Raw genomic sequence first — 17,436 nt, 5'->3', positions numbered from 1 at the left:
ACAGTATATGCCGTGTAATAAAAAAAAGATGCACTTTATGGCACCTTTTCTTACGGTATTACTAATTTTTAAAGAGAAATCCGCCTGGAAATCATCCTTTATACGTACTGGGAATGAATTATACAAAGGTAAAGGGAATTATGAAATTGGGCGGAATTTTTCAGGGACATAAGGTAGAGAAGAAGGGATGGAAATTGCCTCCATTTCAGGATAACGTAGTCCGGTCAGCTTACCACCAAAAACCGCGCCGGTATCAATATTGACTGTATGATTTACAAAGCGAGGTTCATTGACAGGTGTATGTCCATATATAATCCATGTTGCACCTGTATACTCTTTCGCCCAATCTCGGCGGACAGGTGAGCCGTCAGGATGTTTTTCTCCTGTAATATCACCATATAATACAAATGTTTGTACTTTTTTATCTTGTCTTCCTATGAAATCTTGCCGAATGCCAGCGTGACATACGATTAATTTCTTTTCATCCAGTATGTGATATAGCGGTGATTGTTCGTAAAGAGTAATGAATTTTTCTTTTATTATTTGTTGCTTATGAGAAGGCAATGCTTCATATTCTGCAACCGTTGTTTCGAGCCCATGAGCGATTGTAACATTACGCCCAAGGAAATAACGATACAATTTATTACAGTGATTTCCAGGAGCATAATAAGCATCTTTTCTATTTATTACGAGTTCCCATACAATTTCAATCATACGTAGTGAATGGGGGCCGCGGTCCGTAATATCACCAACGAATGCGAGTTTTCGTTTTGCGTTATGAATGGGGAGACCGCTATCCCAGCTATATCCTAGTTTCGTTGTTAAATCTTGAAACTCTTGGAAACACCCGTGAATATCACCTATAATGTCATATTTCATATTTAAACCTCCAACTCATTTTTTTATTAGTATATCTAAAATGGACATAGAAAAAAACCATACCGTTTTTCGATATGGTTCATTTAAACATAAAGATTTTAGTTCTTGACCGCACGTTTAAAATAAATCCAATAGCGATCATATATGTGAGCAGTGAACTCCCACCATAACTCATAAGAGGTAACGTTATCCCTGTAATAGGGAGTAAACCGATTGTCATCCCGATGTTTTGAAATACCTGGAAAGTAAACATTCCGATTGTACCAGCGCAAATGTAACTACCGAACGGTTCATTGCTTTCTAAAGCGATATGAATCATTCGGTAAATAAGTAAGAAAAAAAGTGAAATAATGACACTTGCTCCTAAAAAACCGAATTGTTCAGCGACATTTGTGAAAATAAAATCTGTGTGTGGTTCCGGGAAATATACTTGTCCATTTTCCCATCCTTTTCCTTGCATTTCTCCTGATCCCGCAGCTAAAAATGCTTGTCTTAATTGGAATCCTTGTGCGTCATATTCATAAGGTGCTAGCCAACCGTAGAAGCGGTTTAATTGATATTCTTTTAGAATGTGCCCTTTAAAGAACTCTGTATGTGTGAAATAAATATATGTTAAGGTAGAGCCTATGACGAAAACACCGGAAGTTAATCCGAAAATAAAGCGCCAACGTATACCAGAAACTAAAACCATCGCTGCGAGCATCGCCGAAATAACCAGTGTGTTTCCTAAATCAGGTTCTTTTGCGATTAGAAGTAGTGGAGGTAAACTAGCTGCGAATATTTTTCCGAGTAAAATAAAATCTTCACGATTTGTCCGGAAAAAGTATTTCTCATTATGATTCGCTATAATTCGTCCAATGACGATAATTAAGAATAATTTCATAATCTCAGAAGGTTGAAAGTTTCCGATGCCTGGAAGGCTGTACCATGCGGTAGCCCCTTTAATTGTAACGGCACCTGGAACTTGAAGTTCTAGGCCAATAAGAAGTACGATTGCAAATCCATACAAATACCATGCAATTTGTTTATAGCGATCGAAATCGATAATCATAATGACAGCGATTGCAACAAATCCAATGATGTACCATTGGATTTGTTTTAGTACAAAGTTTATGTTTTGCAAAATTGGTGGTAAAGAAGGTTGCGCACTTGCAATAGCGAAGCAACTAACAGTCCCAATGGCAAATAAAATAAATATTAATATGTAGTCTATTTGATATTGAGGATTCGTGTCTTTCACTGTATGTATTCCTTTCTACTGCTCTTTATATTAGTGGATTTTAGTTGTTGTATCGCATAGTTTAAAATGAATGCATGAGCTATACGTGGATTCACATATCGCTCATATATTTTTATCCCGCTATTTGTGGGCAGTAAGACTCCCACCTCAAAATTCGGCTGTAAAGCACAGAAGTTAGTTAGGTGGGAGATCAACTGCCCGTAAAAGCCCGATTGGTGAAGGCTAATAATCAGTGGGGGGTGAACAAAACCCCCACTGATTAAAGTTTCACTTTATTTTCGTAGAATAGGCTAATGATTTAGCTCTTTTATAATTATATCCAAACAATGAGAAAGACGTACATGTGTATCAGGAATGATATTTGAAATGTTACGGTAAGTAAAGTGTTACTCGAAATAACTGGAAATGACGTTAGGAAATCTTCAACTGAATCAGCAACCGAGACGGAAGTTCTATAGATATATGTAACGAAGGAGCCGAAAGCACAAACGAAACTCATTCAAGTTATGCAAGGTGTGATTTATGATGTTATCGTTGATTTACGAATAGAATCACCTACATTTAAAAAGTGGAGAGGTTATATTTTAAGTGCGGATAATCATAGGCAATTATTAGTGCCGAAAGGATTTGCTCATGGATTTTGTACGCTTGCTCCGCATACAATTGTTATGTATAAAGTAGATGAGTATTATAGTGCTGATCACGATTCGGGTGTACTTTGGGAAGATAGAGAATTAGCAATTCCATGGCCGGTAACAAACCCTATTTTGTCCGATAAGGATCGGATATTACCATTACTTCAGGAATATGAAGATAGTTTTTAAGTAGGAGAGTTGTTTATGAATATATTAGTAACAGGTGGAGCTGGATGTATTGGAAGTAATTTCATTCACTATATGTTGAAAAACTATGAAACATATAAAATTATTAATTACGATGTATTAACGTATAGCGGGAATTTAAATAATGTAAAGTCTATTCAAGATAATCCTAACTACTCATTCGTAAAAGGGAAAATCCAAAATGGAGAGATGCTAGAACATGTTATTCATGAATGTGACGCGTTGTTCTAATAATTATGGACCGTATCAATATCCTGAGAAGTTAATACCGTTAATGGTTACGAATGCACTTGAAGGAAAGAAACTACCTTTATACGGTGATGGATTAAATGTAAGGGATTGGCTGCATGTAATGGATCATTGTAGTGCAATTGACACCGTCTTGCATAAGGGACGTGTAGGAGAGGTATATAATATTGGTGGAAATAATGAAAAGACAAATGTAGATGTTGTGGAACAAATTATAGAACTTTTAGGAAAAACAAAAAAGATATTGAATTTGTAACAGATCGTTTAGGTCACGATCGTCGTTATGCGATTGAGGCACAAAAAATGAAGAATGAGTTTGATTGGGAACCGAAGTATACATTCGAGCAAGGATTAAAAGAAACAGTGGAATGGTATGAAAACAATACGGAATGGTGGAAACCACTAAAAGAAAAGTAAGGGGCATGTAGATGAAAGAACGGATTATCATAACGGGAGCTAACGGTCAATTAGGGAAGCAACTACAAGAAGAGTTGAATTCTGAGGAATATGACATGTATCTATTTGATAAGAAGTCACTTGATGTAACAAATATATCTCAAATTGAGCAAGTCGTACAAGAAATAAGGCCGCATACAATTATTCATTGCGCAGCGTATACGAAGGTAGATGCTGCTGAGAAAGAACAGAATCTTGCGTACTTAATAAATGCGATTGGAGCTCGAAATGTAGCAGTTGCTTCACAATTAGTAGGGGCTAAATTAGTTTACATCAGTACCGATTATGTATTTCCAGGTAATAGGCCGAACGGATATCATGAATTTCATAATCCAGCACCGATAAATATATACGGATATTCTAAGCTTGCAGGAGAACAGTTTGTAAAAGAGTTACATAATAAATATTTCATAGTTCGTACATCGTGGCTGTATGAAAAATATGGAAATAATTTCGTAAAAACGATGCTGCGCTTAGGAAAAGAGAAAGAAAACATATCCGTTGTAGCTGATCAAGTTGGTTCTCCTACGTACGTGGTGGATTTAATTACTGTGATTAACAAGCTCATTCATACGTCCTTATACGGTACGTATCACGTATCAAATCTCGGTTCGTGTTCTTGGTTTGAATTTGCTCAAAAAATATTTTCGCACACAAAAATGAGAGTGAATGTGTTACCTGTGTCGACTGAGGAATTTGGATCGGCGGCAGCGAGACAGAAATATTCGATCTTTCAGCATAAAATGCTACAATTAAATGGTTTTTTACAAATGCCTTCTTAGGAAGAAGGATTAGAGCGGTTTTTTATAGAAACAAAAAGTCATTAACAAATGTATGTTAATGACTTTTTTGTTTGCCTTTAAGAGGTTTTATGGTACTATAATTATAGTATCAGGTACTAATAACAAGTATAAGTATTTCTGGGAGGATATATCATGGAACTATTACAAGGGAAAACATTTGTTGTTATGGGCGTTGCGAACCAAAGAAGTATTGCATGGGGAATTGCTCGCTCTTTGCATAATGCAGGTGCAAAATTAATATTCACATATGCAGGAGAACGTTTAGAAAGAAACGTTCGTGAACTAGCGGAAACATTAGAAGGGCAAGAATCACTTGTATTACCTTGTGATGTAACGAATGATGAGGAACTTACAGCTTGCTTTGAAACTATTAAGCAAGAAGTTGGTACAATTCACGGTGTTGCACACTGTATTGCTTTTGCAAATCGTGATGATTTAAAGGGCGAATTTGTAGATACTTCTCGCGATGGATTTTTACTTGCACAAAATATTAGTGCATTCTCTTTAACAGCTGTAGCAAGAGAAGCGAAGAAAGTGATGACAGAAGGCGGAAATATTTTAACTTTAACATACCTTGGCGGCGAGCGCGTTGTGAAAAACTATAACGTTATGGGTGTTGCGAAAGCTTCATTAGAAGCTAGTGTAAAATATTTAGCAAACGATTTAGGACAACACGGCATTCGCGTCAACGCTATTTCTGCAGGGCCAATTCGTACGTTATCTGCGAAAGGTGTAGGCGACTTTAACTCAATCTTAAAAGAAATTGAGGAGCGCGCACCACTTCGTCGCACAACAACTCCAGAAGAAGTTGGAGATACAGCAGTATTCTTATTCAGTGATTTAGCACGCGGAGTAACAGGTGAAAACATTCATGTTGATTCAGGATATCATATTCTAGGATAAATATAATATTGATTATAGTTTTTTAAAAAGGACAGTCTCTAAATATTGAGACTGTCCTTTTTAATTGTCCTAGGAAAGAATGATTTTTAACGAAAGTTCTTGCATTGTTATGAATATAACTATAATAGTACACGATGTATCCAGCTATGTATGGAAGTGGGAGGGACGAGTGTGAAGAATAAAAATAAAAGTTCAACAGTTGGAAAACCGTTGTTATATATTGCGCAAGTAAATTTAGAACTTGCTGCACCGAAAATAAAAAGAATTATTCTTACAAACTTTGAAAATGATGATAGGCATGAGCAGCTCGATAGAGATCAAAGTATTGTCAGTAGTGTGTTGGAAGAGACGGTAGAAGAAAAGCTTGAGCAAGAGGAGTATCAAGTAGAAGAAGAGCCGGTGAGAATGGTCCCGCACAATAAATCATTTAAGGATATGAATAATGAAGAAAAAATACAGTTTTTATTAAGTCGCCCTCATTACATTCCGAAAATAAGATGCAGAATAAAAACAGCGACGATATCATATGTCGGATCAATTATATCGTACCGAAATGGAGTCATATCAATTATGCCGCCAAATAGTATGAGAGATGTTAGGTTATCTATAGAAGAAATAAAATCAATTGATATGGCAGGTTTATAAATTATGTAAAGGTGGTAGAAAAATTCTACCAACCAAATAGTTTTTTAGTTTACTTGTTACATAGTAACATCGCGTAAGCATTGAATAGCGCAGAAACAGTCTAAATCGACAGTAAGGCAAGTGTTTGTTGCTTTTAAAGTCGCATTTGGTACATTTAAAAATGCGCAAATTGGATCATCACCAGGTGGTACAGGATCACCACCAATTGTTACAACTAATACACGTAATACGGCGTAGCTATTATCATCTACGCTCTCAGCGCGGAAAATTGGAGACGTACAGCTAGTAAGACTTCCTGATGGTGCGAATGCTTCAAAAGGTGTTCCAGCTTTTGTGTATAAAATAAAAGGACGTGTATTTGCTACTGATGAACTATTGTGTGCTCCTAAAAATGGGATCTCACAACCAGATCCACATGTTGTAGTTGCACATTCTTGTAATTCATGGATGAATTACAAGAATGTGCAACTACATAGTGAGAAGAACCATGGTGTTTGTTTTCATTACAACCCATTAATGTCACTCCTTATCATTTTGTTTTTATTTACATTAATAAGATATTGGAGCGGATGGAAATCGGTCTCACTCTCAAGACCTTTTTTTTTTAATAGGCTAAAGAAATGAGAAAAGGTAAAAGAAGGTGGAAGTATGTTATTTACAAGTTGGCTTTTATTTTTTATTTTTGCGCTAGCCGCTTTTAGGTTAACACGTCTTATTGTTTATGATAAAATTACAGCCTTTTTGCGAAGACCGTTTATTGATGAGTTAGAGATTACGGAACCTGATGGAAGTGTATCGACTTTTACGAAGGTGAAAGGTAAAGGATTAAAAAAGTGGATTGGAGAATTATTAAGTTGCTATTGGTGTACAGGTGTGTGGGTTAGTGCTTTTTTATTGGTTTTATATAATTGGATTCCTATTGTCGCAGAGCCTCTACTAGCATTATTAGCCATTGCAGGTGCAGCAGCGATCATTGAAACAATTACAGGATATTTTATGGGAGAATAATAAAGTGGAATTTTAATCAGCGGGGGGCATCCCCTACTGATTATTAGCCCACACCGATCGGGATAAATTTGCATTTTAGAAAAAGCGGAGTTTGAGAGAATGAGGGAACGGAAATAAGAAGTTGTTCATATAGTGAATAGACAGAATAGACAGTAGAGGAGATGTTTGCTGTGAGCAATAATCCAAGGCAAAATTCATATGACCTGCAGCAGTGGTATCAGCAACAGCTGCAGCAGCAAGCGCAGCAACAAGCATATCAAGAACAATTGCAGCAACAAGGATTTGTGAAAAAAAAGGGATGCAACTGTGGGAAAAAGAAGAATATAATAAAACAATATGAAGAATGAAACACTCATGTTACTGTGAGTGTTTTTTATTATAAAAGTAAAAAGCGGTATTTCAATTAAGAAATACCGCCTTTTAAGCATGGATTGGGTGACAGAATTTTCTGCCACCCAATCCATGCTTAAATCATTATTTATTTTTAAATAGAAACATCACGTAAACATTGAATAGCATAGAAACAACTTAAATCAACAGTAAGGCAAGAAGTTGTTCCTCGTAAAGTTGCGGTTGAAACATTTAAAAACGCACAAATTGGATCATCGTCAGGTGGTACAGGATCACCACCGATAGCTACAGTTAATACACGTAATACAGCGCAGTCATCATCATCTATGCTTTCAACGCGGAAAATCGGAGACGTATAGCTAGTAAGGCTTCCTGAAGGGGCAAATGCTTCGAAAGGTGTTCCAGCTTTTGTGTATAAAATAAAAGGACGCGTATTTGCTACTGATGCGCTATTATGTGCTCCTAAAAATGGGACTTCGCAACCAGATCCACATGTTGTAGTTGCGCATTCTTGTAGTTCATGTATAAAACGAACGACATTAGATACACAGTTGAAATGATGATCTTCATTACAATTGCAGCTCATTATGTTCACTCCTTATCGTGAGCTCTGACATACACTATTACAATATGAGTGGGATATGGTCGATATTACGTTAATTCTCATGATAAAAACAGGGAATTTATATAGAAGGGATGTACATAACGTAATATGGAAAAAAGACATCCTTATTTAGTGGATGTCTTTTCAGGTAAATCTTTTCGCGTAGTATATAAAAAACGAGAAATATCTAGTTTCTTTCCTCTGAAAAATTGCGGAGAGGAGATATAAAGTTCTTCTTTTGCGCGTGTAATTGCGACATACAGTAATCGACGTTCTTCTTCTAATGCTTCAGAAGTCTCGGTTATACGGTCATTGGCATCTTTTAAAGAAGAAGTATGAGGTAGTATGCCATCGCTTGCTCCGAGTAAAAAGACGCATGGGAATTCAAGGCCTTTTGCATTATGAATCGACATAAGCGATACGGCATCTTTTTGCGGCATTGTTTTTAATGCTTCCATTTCTTTTTGGCCTTGAATTGCTTCATTTATAAATTGTAAATAAGCTGGAATATCTGTAAAGCGAGTTGCTGATTCCATTAATTCTTCTAGCATTTCTTCTTGTATGTCCTTATGCATCGTAAAGGAAGAACGATCATTACTTTGTAAGTACTCTAAATATTTTCCTTTACCATGAATAATTTCTTTCAATGCTTTTTTCGGTTCAAGTTCTTTTATAAATTTAATAAAATCGATGCGCTCATTTACTTTTTTTACTTGAAAAGGTTTTAAGCTTGGATTTAGTAATAGGAAATGAAGAAGAGAAGGGAAGCGGCCCTCACCATATTTCCATTGTTCACGTTCAATAAATGAAATGCACTCATCACGACCAATATACATCGTTGGTAATATATTTGAAAGTGATTCGAGGCGGAACGGTTCAAGCACCAATCGTAAATGATCTAATACGGGCTTAATTAAAGAGTGCTCGTAGAATGATTGGCTCGCCCCATGTTTTATAAATGGAATTTTATGAATTGTAAGCTGATCGAGTAAAGAACGACTTACAGAATGTGTACGATATAATAAACAAAAATCTTTATAGTTTCGTTCACCGCTATCTACTTTTTCTTGAATGAGTTGCAAAATTTGGTTTGCTTCATCAAGAGTCGTAGCAGGTCTTGCGTAAAATGGTTGTACACCTTCTTCACGAACAGAATATAGCTCTTTATCAAAGCGTTCTTGATTTAATTTAATGACTTCATTCCCAAGTCCAACGATAAATGGATTGGAGCGATAGTTCGTATTAAGGGCGATAATCGTTGTGTTATCAAATTCTTTCGGAAAAGATAAAATGATCTGGTGGCTTGCTCCTCGCCATCCGTATATCGCCTGATCGTCATCACCTGCGATAAACAAATTATTTCTTGGTGAAGCTAACAATTTTACAATTTCATATTGTGCATACGATGTATCTTGAAACTCGTCTACTTCAATGTAATGAAAACGCTCTTGTAATTGCGTAAGCAGGGGAGCGTTATTTTCTAACATATAATACGTTTCTAATAAAATGTCATCAAAATCGATATAATTATATCGTTGTTTCACCTCTTCAAAACGTTCATATACTTCTTTGAATTCTTGTTCAACCGGTGTTTTCGCTTTTACATCTTTCGGACGATTCAATTTGTTTTTCTCAAGTGAGATCATAGCGAGTATCGTTTCAGCATCATAATCGTCTTTTAAGCGCAATTCTTTCAAAATTTTCTTTATCATAATTTGTTTATGTTTTTCATTTGCTAAAATTTGCTGATTATATCCTTGACTACGAAGCAATTTTAAAAAGACAGAGTGGAATGTACCAGCAACGACATAGCTACTTGCGGCATGATTCATACCAGGCAAATTCGCTACACGACTTCGAATTTCTTCAGCTGCTTTTTGTGTAAACGTCAGCAGCAAAATATTTCGTGGATGAACATGTTTTACATTAACTAAATAACCAACGCGAGTTGTTAAAACAGATGTTTTACCACTTCCAGCACCAGCTAGTGTAAGGACAGGTCCTTCTGTCGTTTGCACTGCTTCTAACTGTTTTTCATTTAAATAAACACCTTGCTGTTCTAAAGCGCGGAAATACGCCGCATCTGCATCTTCTTCCATAATTAAATGGGTAGATGTTTTCGGAATATGATACGTCGCTTGTGGAATACCAGCATGTGTTAACGATTTTTGTGAAAATTTTTCTTGTGTCATATATTCACCTTCAAAACTATAGCATCAACATTTAACTTTAGCGGAAGAAAAAGAAAATAGCAATGTAAAAAACAGGAGGGGTTACCTCCTGCTACAAAATTATAATTCTTTTATCATCACGATGTGCGGGATATTTGCTTCCATAAATACATCAGAAGTCGTCACGTATCCGAGTTTTTTATAGAAAACTTCAGCATGTGTTTGCGCATGGAGTTTCAATTTTGGTAGAGACTCTTCCTTTGCGTGCGCTTCAAGTACATCCATAATGATTTTACCAATTCCTTTTTTGCGATGGGAAGCTAGTACGCAAATGCGTTCCATTTTTCCAACTTCATCAACAATGCGAAAGCGACCCGCACCGATTGGAATGTCATTGTCATATACAACAACGTGCGCCGAAGTATCTTCGAATTCATCGTATTCTTCTTCTGACGATACACGCTGTTCTTCTACAAAAACTTGTTTACGTACAGAGAATGCATCACTTAGCTGCTCGGCTGTTTGTACGATTTGTGCGTGCAAATTAGTTGTTCCCCTTTCCAAGGTGGAATGTTTCATGTACAGTCCAAGTTCCGTTTTCTAATTGATATAGAAGGTGGAAACGATCGATTGGTTGCTCATAATAGAAATCTTTCATACGTAATCGACCTAATACATCAGCGTGCTCTGCATCTGATAAGCTTTGACCGATTGTTAAATGCGGTACGAAAGCGTACTCGCGTTCTTGTGTAAAGAATCCATTATGCATTTCTTCATTTAAGAAAGTAAGTTCAGGTGTTTTTTCTACTTTAAAATAAAGAACATTATTAACAGGTGCGAATGAACCAACTTTTCCAACATGAAGGGTAAATGGATTCGTTTTGTTTGCGATTGTATGTAAGTCATCTACAATCGATTCTAATTGCTCATCTTGCGTCTCAAAGGGTGTTTTCAATGTAATGTGTGGCGGAACTAATGCGTAATGCGGATCATAACGTTTACGCAATCCGTTCGCTTTATCTTGAATCATTTTTGATGGAAAAATTACAATGCCTAATTTCATGTTCCAATTCCTCCCTTTGCAAGTCTAGTTAGATTTTGAGAATAAATCTCTTTATCTATTATATCAAATTATTCTGAATACTGCTCTCTATTATTTCATTGATAGAATATGAGAAAATGCTTTCGGTAAATCTGCTTGCCAATACTTCCAAGTGTGATTACCTTCAAACTCCTCGTAATGCGTGATGAAATTTCTGCCTGAAAGAAGTTTATTTAACTCGCGATTCGGTTCTACGAAATCAGATGTTTGTCCATCTGTACGTTTTACATTTGTTTCTTCTGTACCGATGACATGATAAATTTCTAGTGCTTGTGGGTCTTTGAAATCTTTCGCTAAGTTAAGAACTGTGTCATCAACAAATGGTGATTGCATAACGACCTTACCGAATGTATGCGGATACATAAGCGCAGTCATAAAGGAAACGGTACCGCCAAGAGAATCCCCAATTAAAACGCGGCCTTTACCCATTTGATACGTTGGATAATTTGCATCAATATATGGAGCAAGCTCATGAGCAAGGAAACGAATGTAAGCAGCATTCTTTACATCGTTCGGGAAATACTTTTCCTTACGATCGTGTACATTTTTATAAGGAATACCGACAATAATTGTGCGGTCAATTTCTTCAGTTTCACGAAGACGCTCAATTACACGGTGCGCTTTACCAAGTTGAAAATAATCTCTACCATCTTGCGCAATAACAACCGTATGTTTATGGAGAGGTGTATAATTTACTGGTAAATAAACGAGAAGTGTCAGTTCCTCTTGAAGTGATGTACTAAAAAATGAAATTTCTTCAATTCTCCCTATTGTTTGATTCATGTATATCCCCCTAAATAAAAATTTACTGTAATGATTGTAAGAGCGACGCTTGTAGTGAAAAAGGAAATAAATATTCACTAATAGGTGCTTTCATTTCTATTTTACCATAATGGTATGAAGAATCTAAAAAATTAGTATTTAAGTTATGAAAGAAAACGGATATAATGAAGTGGGATTTTTTACAGGTGAGAGGGGAGACAGGATTTGAAACAAGAAAGATCAATCGCACTACCATTAGCAATTTCCATTATAGCCATTTCATTCGCAGCAGTTTTTGTAAAGATGTCCTCAGCACCATCTTCCATTTTAAGTATGTATCGTTTATGGATTATTGTACTTATTATGCTGCCTATCGTTTGGAAAAAACGGGAAGAGTTTAGTAAGATTCAAATAAAAGATTGGGGATTTTTAATTGGATCTGGATTCTTTTTAGCGCTACATTTTCTTTTATGGTTTGAGTCTTTAAAGCATACAACAGTTGCTAGTTCGACAATTATTTTAGCACTTCAACCGATCGTGTCTTTAGTTGGAGGTTTTTTTCTGTTTAAAGAAAGAACAACCTATTCAGCAATTGCGACGATGGGTATCGCTATATTAGGTGTAATGTGTATTGGCTGGGGAGATTTAGGTTTAAGTAAACAAGCAATTTATGGAGATATATTATCCTTTTTAAGTGTAATAGCGGTTGTCGGTTATTTATTTATCGGACAAACGACAGTAAAGAAAGTATCGCATTGGATTTATAGCTTTACAGTTTTTGCATTCGCAGGTATTTTCATGGGAATGTATAATGCCATACTGCAAGTGCCTTTTACAGGTTATACGAAGTGGGACTGGACTATTTTTCTTTTACTTGCGATTGTACCGACAGTGTCACACGTAATTAATAACTGGCTATTAAACTACGTAAATGCAACAACAATTTCAATGAGTATTCTAGGAGAACCAGTTGGGGCATCTATACTAGCGTTCTTCTTACTTGGAGAAAAATTAAACGCAATGCAAATTATCGGCAGTATGCTCGTATTGTTTGGTGTATCTGTTTTCTTACTACAGCAACAAAAACGACCATCAAAAAATGTGGTGAACGAGCAGGTGTATACACAGGAACTATAACGAATTTATTGTAATATGCGAAAAGAGAGGTTATTGGTAACTTCTCTTTTTTTGTTCTATGCTGAAAATAAAAGAGATTATATAGTGGAGTTCAATCATACGTTTCTCATACAAAGGGAAGGAGAAGCAAAGATGAAAGAAATTTTAATGAAATACATGACAAATCTTACAACATTAAGTGAAGAACAGCAGCGCATGATCGTGGAAGAGTTACAAATTGAAGAATATAAAAAAGGAACAGTGCTCTTAAGACAAGGAGATGTTCCGTCTAAATGTTATTTTGTATTAAAAGGATGCATTAGGCAACATTGTATAGATGAATCTGGAAAAGAAGTTACATCAAATTTCTATACAGAAGAACAAGCGATCTCAAATTTTAACCATCATAAACAAGATAAATCATCCCCACATACGTTAACGTGTTTAGAAGATTGTATAGTAGTCGTGGGTGACCTTAATAATGAAAAGGACATGTATAATAAATATTCACAGTTAGAAGAAATGACACGCAAAATGATTGAATACAATTTTGGTGAAATACAAGAAGAGCTTACATTATTTATTGCATCGACACCAGAAGAACGCTACAAATCATTATTACAAAAACGACCTCATTTAATCGATCGTGTTCCTCAATATCAATTGGCAAGTTACCTTGGTATTACGCCAGAATCGTTAAGCAGAATAAAGAAAAGACTTAAGTAATAGATTTTCTGCCGCCTTTTAGAAGTAGCCATATGCTAAGTCCTAATTCACCTGCAATCATAGGCAATTGGAATAAAACTTTAGTAAACGAAATGATTGCATCATATTGCGAAAACATCGTATTCATTACGTTAATGACGATATAACCGATTGCAGCAATGAGCAGTAATATACTAATGGTTTTCGGTATGTTTTTAGATTGAAAGGTTACATATCCTAACGTGAGAAGATGTAAGCCGAAAATGATTAATCCTACAGACCAAATGTATTCAAAAGCTTCTAGAAATAACATTATATATGCTTCTGGATTAGCGACTGTACTTTTAGAAAGAAGTAATACAAATGTTAAATTGAATATAGCAATTCCAAGTAGTGCTGTATACATAAGACGAAGCCAGGCAGTTAGTAATGAGAGACTAGCGTGGATAGGCTTTAGAAAGAAATAAAGAGCCCATGCGACGATAATATCAGTAATAAAAATGATAATCCATCCGAAGATTTCCGCTTTGAAAAGTGAATTTGAATTTTGAATATTATGGAGTGTCGTGCTCGCATCTCCTTGTACAACGAGATTTGCGTGAACAAAACCGTAAGAAAAAAATGCAATGAATGCCATAGCAAGAAGAGAAGTACCAGCAAATAAGGCATACTTTCGTTCAGTCATAATACGTCCTCCTATTCTAATGTTGCTTTCATTGTAATAGGAAAGAGAAGGGGGTTCATTGACTTAAATCAAGAGAGGGGAAGTTTAGTGGAATTTCCATCAAAAAAAGACGCATGGTTATATCCAATTTTTCTAGTTGTTATTGGTGCATGCATTGCTCCAATCTTTGCAGGGAGAGAATATTTTCTTATGTTTTTTACAATTCCGTTAGCTATGGTACTTACTTGGAGCTGGTTTACGACAAAGTATATTGTGGAGGAAGAAGTAATCATTATTAAATCAGGACCTATTAAGAAGCGGATTTTCATAAAAGATATAAAGAAAATTTCTAATACGAAAAATCCGTTAGCAGTCTATGCACTATCATTTGATCGATTAGAAATTCTATACGGATCATATAAAACAGAACTTATTTCTCCAAGAAATAAAGAAGAATTTAATTCGTTGTTAAAAAGAAAAAATCCTCACATAGAAATAAAGTAAGAGAGTGGCTTCGTATCCACTCTCTTTATTTTACTTTGGATTTGTCATATAAGATTGTACGTGAACGATACATAATTCACGGAATTTTCCTTCGGCAGTTGTGACAATAACAACTGCTCTTCCCGCACTTTTTCCTGTAATTGTTACAGTCTCACCTTTTGGATATATGGTGATGACGTCGGAATTCATATTTGTCCATATAAGCTCTTTATTCGTTGCCTGCATTGGCAAAACGGAAGCTGATAAATCAGCGCTTTGTCCCATTTTTATTTTTAGCTTATTTTTTTGTATATGAATACCAATTACAGATATAACAGAAGGAGCAATTGAAATTTTAGGTGGATTTGGTTGTATGTTTAAGCAAGAAGCAGAAGTATTTGTGATAGGTGAAAATTTTCTTATATGTTGTCGCTGTAAAGATGCTAACATTTTGGAGTCCCCTTTCTGTATAAGTGTTGATATTAATAATATAAAGGAAGAATGTTATAGTAAATTTAACGAAACATAAAGAAATTGTTAAATTCGAGAAGAAAACTGTCTATAATAAAAAATAACCTCCGCTTGTATATTAAAAGCGGAGGTTATTTTTATAGGCTATGTTGTTTTTCGAAATCTTCAAATTGCTCTTCAACTTCTTTTGAAGGTTTTGTTAGTAAACTAACAATTACGATTACAATTAAACTAATAGCGAAACCAGGAATCATTTCATATAAGAAATCTTTCAAGAATTTGAATTGAGTCCATATAATTACAGTAGCGGCACCAGAAATCATACCAGCAAGTGCGCCCCATTTCGTCATACGTTTCCAATATAAGCTTAATAAAATAGCAGGTCCAAATGAAGAACCAAATCCAGCCCAAGCATATCCAACAAGAGCTAAAATCGTATCATTTTGTTTAAACGCTAATGCACACCCAATTAGTGCAATACCAAGAACAGCCATACGACCGACAAATACAAGTTCTTTATCAGAAGCAGAACGCTTAAAGAATGTACGATATAAATCCTCAGTTACCGCACTTGAAGTAACGAGAAGCTGAGATGAGATTGTACTCATAACCGCTGCTAAAATTGCAGCTAATAAAAATCCAGTAATAAGTGGATGGAATAAAATGGTCCCTAATTCCAGGAAAATGGTCTCTTTGTTTGCAATTGTTAAGCCATTTTGTGAATAGTAAGCAATACCGATAAGACCAGTAAACATAGCTCCGACAACAGAGAAAATCATCCAGCTCATACCAATTCGGCGTGCAGTTTTAATTTCTTTTACAGACGAAATCGCCATAAAGCGTACGATAATATGAGGTTGTCCAACATAACCAAGGCCCCAAGCGAATAATGAAATAATTCCTAATACAGAAGTGCCTTTAAAAATATCTAATAATGTTGGATCGATAGATTTAATTGTTTCGAATGCTGGGCCAAGCCCATTTACATGCATAATTGTTACAACCGGAACAAGAATAAGAGCGACTACCATAATGATTCCTTGCACGAAGTCTGTCCAACTTACAGCTAAGAAACCGCCAAATAGTGTATAAGCTACAACAACGCCTGCAACTATGAATAATCCAACATGATAGTTCATACCAAAGGAATTTTCAAATAATACAGCGCCTGAAACTAATCCTGAAGCTACATAGAAAGTAAAGAAAATCATAATAACAAGTCCAGATACTAGGCGTAGCATATGAGATTTGTCGTGGAAACGGTGTTCCAAAAATTCTGGGATAGTAATAGAGTTGTTTGCAATTTCAGAGTAGGTACGTAAGCGAGGAGCGACGTAAATCCAGTTTGCGTATGCGCCTAGTGTTAGGCCAATCGCAATCCAACTACTACTTAATCCAACGCCAAACATTGCACCGGGTAATCCCATTAAAAGCCAACCGCTCATATCAGCTGCTCCAGCACTTAATGCTGTTACTGCGGGGCCTAGTGTACGCCCGCCAAGCATATAATCTGTTAAGTTGGACGTTCGTTTATAGGCGAAATAGCCGATTACTAACATCCCGAGCATGTAAATAGAGATAGAAGTTAAAGTTAACATCTGCGTACTCATGTAGTTCCCCTTCCTTTTGTAATGTCTTTGGATGCATTTTGCATATGTATAATCTATCATGATTATTCAGAAAAATCCATGCGGAAATATGAATTTTCTGAAATGTAAGCGTTTTTTGACATTAATTTGCTTTTGTAATATATAATTTTCTGACAAAAAACCTTAATTTTAATAGAGTATTTATTATATTTACATAAAAACAGGTTGTTTTGTCAATATAATATTGAATGAAGAAAAAATATTTTTTTTTGGAAAAAGTATTGACTTATTTGAAAAACGAGGAATATAATGAGTGCAACTTAAAAAAATGCAAGCGTTGATGAAGAAGAGTACACATGATGAACATGTCAGAGAGCTGATGGTTGGTGCGAA

The 17,436-nt window shown here is 35.7% G+C and carries 18 protein-coding genes, 3 pseudogenes and 1 other annotated feature (1 of these 22 only partly in view); of the genes and pseudogenes, 10 read left to right on the top strand and 11 right to left on the bottom strand.

Annotated elements, in window-relative coordinates; genetic code table 11:
- Positions 1-138 precede the first annotated feature (138 nt).
- Both prpE and ACTFQM_RS09405 read right to left on the bottom strand, forming a co-directional pair.
- Positions 139-879 carry a bis(5'-nucleosyl)-tetraphosphatase PrpE gene (prpE, locus tag ACTFQM_RS09410; RefSeq protein ID WP_440034136.1) on the bottom strand — a complete coding sequence of 247 codons (741 nt, stop codon included), beginning with the start codon at positions 877-879 and terminating at the stop codon, positions 139-141.
- Positions 880-958: 79 nt separating this feature from the next.
- The gene (locus tag ACTFQM_RS09405) at positions 959-2,119 is read right to left on the bottom strand and encodes an FtsW/RodA/SpoVE family cell cycle protein (protein WP_440034135.1); all 1,161 of its coding nucleotides are present in this window, start codon (positions 2,117-2,119) and stop codon (positions 959-961) included.
- A 470-nt stretch (positions 2,120-2,589) separates the two neighbouring features.
- Between ACTFQM_RS09405 and ACTFQM_RS09400 the strand changes: the two are divergent.
- The 5 genes and pseudogenes from ACTFQM_RS09400 to ACTFQM_RS09380 all read left to right on the top strand — a co-directional run.
- Positions 2,590-2,943, top strand: a pseudogene (locus ACTFQM_RS09400) (dTDP-4-dehydrorhamnose 3,5-epimerase family protein); the annotation flags it as partial.
- Positions 2,944-2,958: 15 nt separating this feature from the next.
- Positions 2,959-3,627 (top strand): annotated as a pseudogene (locus tag ACTFQM_RS09395) (dTDP-glucose 4,6-dehydratase).
- 11 nt (positions 3,628-3,638) lie between these two features.
- Entirely contained in the window at positions 3,639-4,448 is an 810-nt protein-coding gene (gene rfbD, locus ACTFQM_RS09390; RefSeq protein WP_440034134.1) for a dTDP-4-dehydrorhamnose reductase, read from the top strand.
- A 153-nt stretch (positions 4,449-4,601) separates the two neighbouring features.
- Positions 4,602-5,372, top strand: a complete 771-nt coding sequence (gene fabI, locus ACTFQM_RS09385; RefSeq protein WP_025149155.1) for an enoyl-ACP reductase FabI — start codon at positions 4,602-4,604, stop codon at positions 5,370-5,372.
- A gap of 150 nt (positions 5,373-5,522) precedes the next feature.
- Complete coding sequence (locus tag ACTFQM_RS09380; protein WP_440034133.1) at positions 5,523-6,017, top strand: CotO family spore coat protein; 495 nt, start codon at positions 5,523-5,525, stop codon at positions 6,015-6,017.
- 56 nt (positions 6,018-6,073) lie between these two features.
- Here ACTFQM_RS09380 and ACTFQM_RS09375 read toward each other — a convergent pair.
- Positions 6,074-6,531 (bottom strand): annotated as a pseudogene (locus ACTFQM_RS09375) (CotY/CotZ family spore coat protein).
- 134 nt (positions 6,532-6,665) lie between these two features.
- Here ACTFQM_RS09375 and ACTFQM_RS09370 point away from each other — a divergent pair.
- Both ACTFQM_RS09370 and ACTFQM_RS09365 read left to right on the top strand, forming a co-directional pair.
- Complete coding sequence (locus ACTFQM_RS09370; RefSeq protein ID WP_427349935.1) at positions 6,666-7,025, top strand: DUF1360 domain-containing protein; 360 nt, start codon at positions 6,666-6,668, stop codon at positions 7,023-7,025.
- A 161-nt stretch (positions 7,026-7,186) separates the two neighbouring features.
- Entirely contained in the window at positions 7,187-7,372 is a 186-nt protein-coding gene (locus tag ACTFQM_RS09365; protein WP_427349934.1) for a cytochrome C oxidase subunit III, read from the top strand.
- Positions 7,373-7,509: 137 nt separating this feature from the next.
- On the opposite strand, the gene ACTFQM_RS09360 is transcribed toward ACTFQM_RS09365, so the two are convergent.
- The 5 genes from ACTFQM_RS09360 to ACTFQM_RS09340 form a co-directional block, all read right to left on the bottom strand.
- A complete protein-coding gene (locus ACTFQM_RS09360) occupies positions 7,510-7,962 on the bottom strand; it encodes a CotY/CotZ family spore coat protein (RefSeq protein ID WP_427349933.1) in 453 nt (150 codons plus the stop codon).
- A 143-nt stretch (positions 7,963-8,105) separates the two neighbouring features.
- Positions 8,106-10,172 (bottom strand): ATP-dependent helicase, encoded by a 2,067-nt coding sequence (locus tag ACTFQM_RS09355; protein WP_440034132.1) that lies wholly within the window; start codon positions 10,170-10,172, stop codon positions 8,106-8,108.
- 99 nt (positions 10,173-10,271) lie between these two features.
- Positions 10,272-10,694 (bottom strand): GNAT family N-acetyltransferase, encoded by a 423-nt coding sequence (locus ACTFQM_RS09350; RefSeq protein ID WP_440034131.1) that lies wholly within the window; start codon positions 10,692-10,694, stop codon positions 10,272-10,274.
- 1 nt (position 10,695) lies between these two features.
- Entirely contained in the window at positions 10,696-11,214 is a 519-nt protein-coding gene (locus tag ACTFQM_RS09345; RefSeq protein WP_427349930.1) for a YjcG family protein, read from the bottom strand.
- Positions 11,215-11,304: 90 nt separating this feature from the next.
- Positions 11,305-12,036 carry an alpha/beta hydrolase gene (locus tag ACTFQM_RS09340; protein ID WP_002170873.1) on the bottom strand — a complete coding sequence of 244 codons (732 nt, stop codon included), beginning with the start codon at positions 12,034-12,036 and terminating at the stop codon, positions 11,305-11,307.
- A gap of 204 nt (positions 12,037-12,240) precedes the next feature.
- On the opposite strand from ACTFQM_RS09340, the gene ACTFQM_RS09335 reads away from it, so the two are divergent.
- Together ACTFQM_RS09335 and ACTFQM_RS09330 are read left to right on the top strand one after the other, a co-directional pair.
- Positions 12,241-13,152 (top strand): DMT family transporter, encoded by a 912-nt coding sequence (locus tag ACTFQM_RS09335; protein WP_440034130.1) that lies wholly within the window; start codon positions 12,241-12,243, stop codon positions 13,150-13,152.
- Positions 13,153-13,284: 132 nt separating this feature from the next.
- Positions 13,285-13,857 (top strand): Crp/Fnr family transcriptional regulator, encoded by a 573-nt coding sequence (locus ACTFQM_RS09330; RefSeq protein ID WP_048370042.1) that lies wholly within the window; start codon positions 13,285-13,287, stop codon positions 13,855-13,857.
- Here ACTFQM_RS09330 and ACTFQM_RS09325 read toward each other — a convergent pair.
- A complete protein-coding gene (locus tag ACTFQM_RS09325; protein WP_440034129.1) occupies positions 13,850-14,521 on the bottom strand; it encodes a DUF4386 domain-containing protein in 672 nt (223 codons plus the stop codon). The genes ACTFQM_RS09330 and ACTFQM_RS09325 overlap by 8 nt on opposite strands.
- Before the next feature lie 87 nt (positions 14,522-14,608).
- Between ACTFQM_RS09325 and ACTFQM_RS09320 the strand changes: the two genes are divergently transcribed.
- Entirely contained in the window at positions 14,609-15,004 is a 396-nt protein-coding gene (locus ACTFQM_RS09320; protein ID WP_440034128.1) for a PH domain-containing protein, read from the top strand.
- Between the two features lie 30 nt (positions 15,005-15,034).
- On the opposite strand, the gene ACTFQM_RS09315 is transcribed toward ACTFQM_RS09320, so the two are convergent.
- Both ACTFQM_RS09315 and putP read right to left on the bottom strand, forming a co-directional pair.
- Positions 15,035-15,433: an Ig-like domain-containing protein gene (locus ACTFQM_RS09315; RefSeq protein ID WP_002170878.1), complete on the bottom strand. Its 399-nt coding sequence runs from the start codon at positions 15,431-15,433 to the stop codon at positions 15,035-15,037.
- Between the two features lie 158 nt (positions 15,434-15,591).
- The gene (gene putP / locus ACTFQM_RS09310) at positions 15,592-17,064 is read right to left on the bottom strand and encodes a sodium/proline symporter PutP (protein WP_025149169.1); all 1,473 of its coding nucleotides are present in this window, start codon (positions 17,062-17,064) and stop codon (positions 15,592-15,594) included.
- A gap of 307 nt (positions 17,065-17,371) precedes the next feature.
- Positions 17,372-17,436, top strand: a binding site (T-box leader); it runs 174 nt beyond the window's last position.

Origin of the sequence: Bacillus cereus group sp. MYBK30-2, assembly GCF_051915945.1 — a bacterium.
Classification (GTDB): domain Bacteria; phylum Bacillota; class Bacilli; order Bacillales; family Bacillaceae_G; genus Bacillus_A; species Bacillus_A paramycoides.
Note: the sequence above shows the minus strand (reverse complement) of the source record. Positions and strands in the feature narration are given on the sequence as shown.